This window comes from Streptomyces mayteni (genome assembly GCF_054783955.1).
Window position 1 is genome coordinate 20,036 of sequence record NZ_BAAGPR010000101.1, and the last position, 8,824, is coordinate 28,859.

Here is an 8,824-nt window from a genome sequence, read left to right on the forward strand (position 1 = left end):
GAGACGCGTGGGGCGGGTTGTCCACAGCCCGTGGAATTTGTCGTACCGGCCCGCGTGTTGTCCTGGAGCCAGGAATCGGCCCCCGATCGGGACGACCACGACGCCATGACGAGGAGCAGGACGATGCAGGGCACCGTGACGATGTACAGCACCCCGTGGTGCGGTTACTGCCGCCGGCTCAAGGGCCAGCTGGACCGCGAGGGCATCGCGTTCACCGAGATCGACATCGAGCAGGACCCGACCGCGGTGGCCCTGGTGGAGAAGGCCAACAACGGCAACCAGACGGTGCCCACGGTCGTCGTGGTGCCCGCCTCCGGTGGCCCCGAGGTCACCATGACCAACCCCTCCCTGGCCCAGGTGAAGGAGGCGCTGGTCGGCGCGCCGGTCGCCGACTGAGCCCGGTGACCAGGCGGGCCGCCAGGGGCTAGGTCAGCGGCTTGCCGTACCACATCTCGATCAGGCGGGCGGCGATGGAGATCCCGGCCGGGGGCAGCACCTCGCCGGACTCCATGGCCGCCCGCAGGTCGTCCCGGGAGAACCAGCGGGCCTCCTCGATCTCCTCGCCGTCCACCCGCAGCTCGGACGAGGTGGCGCGGGCCACGAAGCCCAGCATCAGGCTGGACGGGAAGGGCCACGGCTGGCTCGCGACGTACGACACCTCGCCGATCGCGACCCCGGCCTCCTCGTGGACCTCGCGTATCACCGCCTCCTCGATCGACTCCCCCGGCTCCACGAAGCCGGCCAGCGTCGAGAAGCGGCCCTCGGGCCAGTGCACCTGCCGGCCGAGCAGCGCCCGGTCCGACTCGTCGAGCACCAGCATGATCACCGCCGGGTCGGTGCGCGGGTAGTGCTCGGCGCCGCAGGCCGGGCAGCGCCTGATGTGGCCGGCCGCCGCGATCACCGTGCGCTCGCCGCAGCGCGAGCAGAACCGGTGCAGCCGCTGCCAGTTCTCCAGGGCGACGGCGTGCACCAGCAGTTCGTTGTCCCGCTCCGACAGCAGCGCGGCGGCCTCCCGGAGCCCGGCGGGCCTGGCCGCCTCGTCCATCCGGCCGGGCAGCGAGTCCTTCTGGAGGGCGAAGTAGCGCACGCCGTCCCCGTCGGTGCCGAGGAAGTAGCGGTGGGCCTCGGTGAGCGGGGCGTCGAACGACGGCATGGTGACCAGCTCGGTCCGCCCGTCGTCGGTGTCCTCGATCAGCGCCTGGCCGCCGGAGACCACGAACACCCTGGTGGTGGGATGACTCCAGGCGGCGCCCAGCCACGCCTCGTCGAGGCGGTGCCCGGTGCCGCGGTCGATGCCGCCCGTGCCGGTGAGCGGGATCGGCTGGACAGCGTTGTCCGAGGTGGTACGCATACTCAGAAGACTAACCGGGGTCGTTGGGCTCCCAGGAATCCTCCCCCAGCAGCAGCCGCTCGATGCCCCTCCTGCCGGGCAGCACGGTGGGCCGCACCAGCTCGCCGCTGCGCACGTAGAGAAACGCCGCGCTGACCTGGCCCAACCGCAGCCCGTGGCGCTCGGCCCAGGCCAGCCGGTAGATGGCCAGCTGCAGCGGGTCGGCCTCCTGCCGCCTGGCGGTCTTCCAGTCGATGATGTCGAAGCCGCCGCTCGGCGTGCGGTAGACGGCGTCGATGCGGCCGCTGATCACCCGGCCCGCGAGCTGGATCTGGAACGGCGCCTCGACGCGGTAGGGCCGCCGGCCCGCGTAGGGCGTGCGGGCGAACGCCTCCTTCAGGGCCTCCAGCTCCCGCTCGTCCCTGATCTCCGAGTCCGCGTCGGGTTCGCCGCCTGGCAGCTCGTCGAGGCCCAGCATGGGCAGCGGCAGCTCCTCGAACCGGGACTCGACCCAGGCGTGGAAGCGGGTGCCGCGGCGGGCCGCGGGCTGTGGCGGGCGGGGCATCGGCCTGGCCAGCTCGCGGGCGAAGCCCTCCGGGTCGGCGGCCAACCGCTGCACCTGGGAGGCGGAGAGCGACAGCGGCAGCGGCACCTCGCGCACCGCCGACCTGGCCTGCCGCAGCTCGCCGGTGAGCGCGGCCAGGTCGCGGTCCCAGGAAGCCACGGCCCGTTGCTCCTCCGGAGTGAGTTCGGCCTCCTCGGCCGCCGCCTCCGCCGCCGGTTCAGGGGCCGCGCCGGCGAGCCTGGCCAGCACCGCGTCGGCCGCCTCCCGGCGGCGGGTCAGGGCCACCGGGTCGAGCGGCAGCGGCCAGGCCAGGTCGCGTTCCGGCGCGGCCAGTGCCGGGTTCTCGGCCTCCTCCGGCGGCTCGTCGGCCCAGACCTCGACCTCGCCGTGGTCGGGGCCCGACTCGCAGTGGGCACGCAGCGCGGTGAGGAAGTCCGAGGGGCCGCGCCGCTTCTTCTGGCTCGGCCCCCACCAGTGGCCCGAGCCGAGCAGCAGGGAGCGGGGCCGGGTGAAGGTGACGTAGCCGAGCCGCAGCTCCTCCAACCGCAGCTGCTCGGCGACGGCCGCCAGGTACTCCTTGTGGGCCGGCGCCGACCACTCCTCGACGGCGGGCAGCGTCTCCGCGTCGCCGCGCAGCGGGTGCGGCAGCGCCCTGGCCTGCCTGAGCCAGGAGTCCCGCGACGACTTGGCGGGGAAGACGCCGGCGCAGAGCCCGGGCACCACGACCACGTCCCACTCCAGGCCCTTGGCCTTGTGCGCGGTGAGCACCTTCACGGTGTTCTCGCCGCCGGGCAGCGAGCCGTCGAGCCCTTTGTCGTACTGGGCGGCGGCGCGCAGGAAGCCGAGGAACGCGGGGAGCGTGGCCTCGCCGTCGACGGCGGTGCCGGCCCGCCCCGCGGCGAAGCCGGCGGCCAGGTCGAGGAAGGCGCTCAGCGTCTCCCGGCGGCGGGCGGCCAGCGCCTGCGGGGAGGCCGACAGCTCCACCTCGAGGCCGGTGACGGCCAGCACCCGGTGCAGCACGTCCATCAGCGGGTCGCCGAGCGCCCGCCGCAACTCCCGGATCTCGGCGGCCAGATGGGCGAAGCGGACCCGCGACTCGGCGGAGAACGGCAGCCCGTCGTCCTCGCCGGGGCCCGGCCCGCCGCCGTCCACGAAGGTGTCCAACGCGTCGGCGAGCGAGGTGATCTCGGCCGGGTCGGTGCCCTCGACGGCCGCGGCGAGCGGTTCCTCCCCGCCGCCGTCGACGCGGCGTACCAGCATCCTGGCGCGCCGGCCGAGGAGCGCCAGGTCGCGCGGCCCGATCCGCCAGCGCGGCCCGGTGAGCAGCCGCACCAGCGCGGCGTTGGCCGTCGGGTCGGCCATCACCTGGCAGACGGCCACCAGGTCCGCGACCTCGGGCAGGTGCAGCAGCCCGGCCAGGCCCACCACCTCGACCGGCACGTCCCGCTCGACCAGCACCCGCTGGATGTCGGCGAACTCGGCGGCGGTGCGGCACAGCACGGCGATCTCGCCCGGCGGGGTGCCGGTGGCGACCCGGTGCGCGACGGAGTCGGCCAGCCAGGTCAGCTCCTCGGCGTGCGTGGTGTGCAGCGCGCAGCGCACCACGCCCGCGCCTTCGGCGCCGTCCGCCGGGCGGAGCGGCACGACGGCCGGGTGCCGCTCGCGCAGCGGCGCCGACAGGCCGTTGGCCAGGGTGAGCAGCCGGCCGCCGCTGCGCCGGTTCTCGCTGAGGCTGTACCGGTCGGCCGGGCCGCCGTCGCGCCGCGGGAAGTGGTCAGGGAAGTCGTCGAGGTTGGCGACGGACGCGCCGCGCCAGCCGTAGATGGCCTGGCAGGGGTCGCCGACGGCGGTGACGGCGTGCCCGGTGCCGCCGCCGAACAGGCCGGCGAGCATGACGCGTTGGGCGACGGAGGTGTCCTGGTACTCGTCGAGCAGCACCACCGCGTACTCCTCGCGCAGCAGCCGCCCCACCTCGGGCACCTCGCGGGCCAGGGCGGCGGCGAGCGCGATCTGGTCGCCGAAGTCCAGCAGGTCGCGGGCGCGTTTGCGGGCCCGGTACTCCTCGACGACGCCGAGGAGCTGGCCGCGGCCGACGGCGGCCTGCGGCACCTGGCGCAGGTCGGCGTTGGTGAGCTCGGCGCGGCCGAGCTCGGCGAGCAGTGCGGCGTCGAAGGCGCGCAGCCGCTCCGGGGTGACCAGGTGCTCGGACAACTCGCCGTCGAGCGCGACGAGGTCGGTGACCAGGGTGGTGAACGACGCGCTCGGCGGCTCGAAGTCGGGCGGCGCCGAGCGCAGCACCTCGGCCGCCAGCTGGAAGCGGCCGGCGTCGGCGAGCAGCCTGGCGGCCGGTTCGATGCCCAGCCGCAGCCCGTGGTCGCGCAGCAACTGGCCGGCGAACGCGTGGTAGGTGGAGATCCGCGGCTCGCCGGCCGGCTCGGCCGCCGGGTCCTGGCCTGCCGCGTCGGTGATGCCGGCCCTGGCCAAGGCCTTGCGGACCCGCTCGGCCAGCTCGCCGGCCGCCTTGTTGGTGAAGGTGAGGCCGAGCACCCGCTCGGGCGCCACCTGCCCGGTGCCGGTCAGCCACACCACCCGGGCCGCCATCACCGTGGTCTTGCCGGAGCCGGCGCCGGCCACGATCGCCTGGGGCGCGGGCGGCGCGGTGATGCACGCCAACTGCTCCGCGGTGAAGGGGATGCCGAGCAGCTCCTTGAGCTCCTCGGGGCGGGTGAGTCGGGCGGGCACCTGGGAAACCCTAACGCCGACCACCGACATCCCCGGGCCGAGCCGGGCCCCCGGGTCCGCGACCTCGGCCGGGGCAGCTCGCCGTGTCGCCGCAACGCCGCGGCGGTGCCTTCGAGCGCCGCGCGCAACCGGGCCGGTATCCACCAAGCCCACGACGCCCTGATCCGCCCGGCCCGCCCGGCCAGGGCCCGGCGCCGCTACTCCACCACCTGCCGCCCCTCCGGCCTGGCGCTGCACGCGCCCCGGAAGGCGCAGGAGCCGCAGTGCTGTCCCGCGGCCGGCGCGAACCGCTCGTCGAGCACCTTCCCCGCCGCGGTGGCGAGGAGTTCGCCGACCCACTCGCCGTTGGTCGGGTCGAGCGCCTCCTGCCGCTGCACGGCGGGCAGCGCGTCGCCGCCCTCCCGCTTGGGCGCGCCCTGCCGCAGGTGGACGAGTTCGGCGCCGCCGAGTTCGCCAGGGACCGCCTCACCGTCCCGCACGGCGAGCTGGTAGACGGCGAGCTGCGGGTGCCGTGCCACTTCGGCCCTGGTCGGCTTGGAGCGGCCGGTCTTGAAGTCGACGACGTAGACCCGGCCCTCGGCGTCCCGCTCGACGCGGTCCAACACGCCCCGGATCCGCACCTGGTGGTCGCCGGCCGGCAGGACGACCTCGAACTCCTGCTCGCTGGCGGCCGGTTCGCGGCCGTCCCGGCCCTGGAGCACGTGCCAGCGCAGGAAGCGTTCCAGCGCGGCCCGCGCCTCCGCCTGTTCGCGGCGCGACTGCCAGGGCGCCTCGAAGGCCAGCCCGTCCCAGACCGTCTCCAACCGCTCCATCAGCACCGCGAGGTCGGCCGGCGCGGTGCCGGACGCCACCTCGTCGGCGAGCACGTGCAGCACGTTCCCGAAGCCCTGGGCGGCGGTGGCGGGCGCGTCGGCGTGCACCTCGCGGCCCAGGAACCACTGCAGGGAGCAGGTGTTGACCAGCTGGTCGAGGGCGCTGCCGGAGAGCGCCACGGGGCGCTCCGGGTCGCGCAGCGGCGCGGCGGCCATGCTGGGGGCGCGCAGCCCCCACCAACGCTCCGGGTGGGCGGCCGGCGCCAGCGGGTGCCCCTCCTCGTCCCGCCGCGCCGCCAGGTCGACGAGCCGCCGGGCGGCGGCCCGGCGCAGGGCCGGCGACGCCGCCTGGTCGACGGTGGTGGCGCAGAACGCGGCCACCATCGCGGCGAGCGCCAGCGGCCGGTGCGGCCGGCCGCCGACCTCCCGCGGCTCGACGCCGAGTTCCCGCAGGAAGCGGGACGGCTGGTCGCCCTCGTCCGCGCCCTGCACCGCGGTCACCACGAGCCGGTCCCTGGCCCGGGTGGCGGCCACGTAGAAGAGCCGACGCTCCTCGGCGAGCAGCGCGCCGGGGCTCAGCGGCTCGGCCAGCCCGTGCCGGCCGATCCGGTCCGCCTCCAACAGCGAGCCGCGCCGCCGCAGATCGGGCCAGAGGCCCTCCTGGACGCCCGCGACGACCACCAGCGACCACTCGAGCCCCTTGGCCCGGTGGGCGGTCATCAGCCGCACCGCGTCCGGCCGCACGGCGCGGGCGGCGAGCGTGTCGGCCGCGATGTCGTGGGCGTCGAGCTCCTCGAGGAAGTTGCGGACGCCACGCCCGCCGAGCCGCTCCTCGGCCCGCGCCGCCGCCTCGAACAGGGCGCAGATGGCGTCCAGGTCACGGTCCGCGTTCCGGCCGCCGGCGCCGCCGCGCCTGGCCGCCCGCTCCAGCCTGGCCGGCCAGGAGGTGCCGTCCCAGAGCAGCCACAGCGCCTCCTCGGCGCTGCCGCCGCCGGCCAGCAGCTCGCGCGCCTTGCGCAGCAACAGCCCGAGCCGCTGCGCCGCACCGGCGTAGGAAGGCTCGTGGGTGACGAGCCGCTCCGGCTCGGCCAGCGCCCGCGCGACGAGCTCGTCGGACGACGCCGGCACGGCGACGCCGGCGGCCCGCTCCTCGTTGCGCAGCGCCCGCCCGAGGCGGCGCAGGTCGGCGGCGTCCATCCCGCCGAGCGGCGAGGTGAGCAGCGCGAGCGCGGTGTCGGGGGCGAGCGGGGCAGTCCCCGACCCGTGCTCGGACCCGTGCTCGGGCCCGTGCCCTGACCCCGGCTCGGCGACGGCGCGCAGCGCGGTGAGCAGCGGCGCGACGGCCGGCTCCTGGCGCAGCGGCAGGTCGTCGCCGTCCACCTGGAGGGGCACGCCGGCCGAGGTGAGCGCCCGGCGCACGGCGGGGATGGAGCGGGAGCCGGCGCGCACCAGCACGGCCATCTCGCCCCACGGCACGCCGTCCTCCAGGTGGGCGCGGCGCAACAGGTCGGCGATGTTGTCGAGTTCGGCGCCCGGCGTCGGGTAGGTGAACGCCTCGACGCGGCCGCCTGGCCGGTCGGCGGCCAGCGCGCGGTGCCGGCGGACGGCGTCGGCCGGCAGCCTGGCCAGCGGCATCCGCTGGGTGAGCAGCCGGGTCGCGGTCAGCAGCGCGGCGCCGCTGCGGCGGTTGGTGTCCAGTACGGCGACCGGCGCGGGGGTTCCGGCGCGGGTGGGGAAGGCGTCGGGGAAGCCGAGGACGCCGTTGACGTCGGCGCCGCGGAAGGCGTAGATCGACTGGTCGGGGTCGCCGAACACCACCAGGTCGCGCCCGTCCCCGGCGAGCGCGCGGAGCAGCGCGACCTGCGCCGGGTCGGTGTCCTGGTACTCGTCGACGAAGACCACGTCGTAGCGGGCGCCGACGGCCGCGGCGGCCTCGGGACGCTCGGCGAGCCGGACCGCGCCGCGCACCAGCTCGGTGTAGTCGAGGACGCCCTGGGCCTCGGTGACGTCCAGGTACTCGGCGAGGAAGTGGGCGGCGGCCGCCCAGTCGTCGCGGCCGGTCTCGCGGGCGAACGAGGCGAGCGTGCCGGGCCCGAGACCCAGCTCGCGGGAGCGCGCGAGGACGGCGCGCAGCTCGTCGGCGAAGCCGCGGGTGGTGAGGCAGGCGCGCAGTTCGTCCGGCCAGTCGATCCCGCGCCCCCGGCGCTCGGGGTCGTGGTGGCCGGCGAGGAGTTCCCGCAGGTAGAGGTCCTGTTCCGGGCCTGAGAGCAGGCGCGGCGGCTCGGCGTACAGCTCGCGGTCCTGGTGGGCGCGGACGAAGGCGTACGCGAACGAGTGGAATGTGGTCGCCCGCGGGGAACGACCCCCCATGCGGGCCGTCATCCGGTCCCGCAGCTCGGCCGCGGCCTTCCGGCTGAAGGTGAGCACCAGCACCCGCTCGGGGTCGGTGCCGCCGGCCACGCGCCGGGCGACGGACTCGACCAGCGTGGTCGTCTTGCCCGTGCCGGGGCCGGCCAGCACCAGCAGTGGTCCGCCGGAATGGTCAACCACGGCGCGCTGACTGGCGTCAACAGCAGGGACACGCGCGTCGGCGATCGGGGTGCGTACCAGTCGATACGCTCCCGGAGCGGACGGCGGGCGGTCAGTGGACGGGACGGAGAGGCTCACGTGGCTCACGTGCATCGCGGATTCTCGGTGACGGATGGGGAGACGGTACGCCAGTCGGGCCCCCGGGCGCAGCCCTGCCGGTGGTGCCGGTGAGGGGGCCCTGGTCCTCAGGGGAGCCGGTGCGGTTCCGCGGCCGCTCCTTCCCAACGGGCCAGCCGCATGTCGAGCCGTGGCGTGCCGTCAGCCTGCTCTCGCAGCGGCGTCCCCTCGACGCGGTAGTTCTCGAGCGCGCGCCGCTCGTGCCCCGGCAGCAGCCGGCCGTCGGCGCGGACCACCCGCCACCACGGGACGGCGCCGCCGTACACCGCCATCACGTGGCCGACCTGGCGCGGGCCGCCCTCGCCGATCCACTCGGCGACGTCCTTGTAGGTGAGCACCCGCCCCGGCGGAATGCCCTCGACCGCGGCGAGCACCCGGTCGGCGTACTCGGGAAGCTGGTGGGTTTCTTGGCCGGCCATGGCGCCCATGGTGCCGTATGTCACGGACCGCGCCCCTCGGCGCGTCTCTCGTGTCACTATCGTCCCAAGGGCAGGGGGGAGAGCTGGTCGACAGCTCCTGCCAGAGGGGACCTTCAGGGAAGCGGCCAGTGATACGGGGCGAGGAAGAGAACGCGAGCGGCTACCCGCCGGTCGGCGACGGCCGGGCGCTGAGCGGTGCGCGCGGCCGGCCGCCGGCCCTCGCCGCTGCGGCGACCGCCGGTGACCCGGC

5 protein-coding genes are annotated in these 8,824 nt (G+C 76.0%); 1 reads left to right on the forward strand and 4 read right to left on the reverse strand.

Going from position 1 to position 8,824, the window contains the following annotated elements; genetic code table 11:
- The first annotated feature begins 123 nt into the window (after positions 1–123).
- A complete protein-coding gene (locus tag ACYVPE_RS31470) occupies positions 124–396 on the forward strand; it encodes a glutaredoxin domain-containing protein (RefSeq protein ID WP_461037172.1) in 273 nt (90 codons plus the stop codon).
- A gap of 28 nt (positions 397–424) precedes the next feature.
- On the opposite strand, the gene nudC is transcribed toward ACYVPE_RS31470, so the two are convergent.
- The 4 genes from nudC to ACYVPE_RS31490 form a co-directional block, all read right to left on the reverse strand.
- Positions 425–1,351 (reverse strand): NAD(+) diphosphatase, encoded by a 927-nt coding sequence (gene nudC, locus ACYVPE_RS31475; RefSeq protein WP_461037173.1) that lies wholly within the window; start codon positions 1,349–1,351, stop codon positions 425–427.
- A 10-nt stretch (positions 1,352–1,361) separates the two neighbouring features.
- Positions 1,362–4,637, reverse strand: coding sequence for an ATP-dependent helicase (locus ACYVPE_RS31480; RefSeq protein WP_461037174.1), 3,276 nt, complete (start codon positions 4,635–4,637; stop codon positions 1,362–1,364).
- Between the two features lie 197 nt (positions 4,638–4,834).
- Complete coding sequence (locus tag ACYVPE_RS31485; RefSeq protein WP_461037175.1) at positions 4,835–8,131, reverse strand: ATP-dependent helicase; 3,297 nt, start codon at positions 8,129–8,131, stop codon at positions 4,835–4,837.
- Between the two features lie 92 nt (positions 8,132–8,223).
- Positions 8,224–8,574 carry an MGMT family protein gene (locus ACYVPE_RS31490; RefSeq protein WP_461037176.1) on the reverse strand — a complete coding sequence of 117 codons (351 nt, stop codon included), beginning with the start codon at positions 8,572–8,574 and terminating at the stop codon, positions 8,224–8,226.
- Positions 8,575–8,824 lie beyond the last annotated feature (250 nt).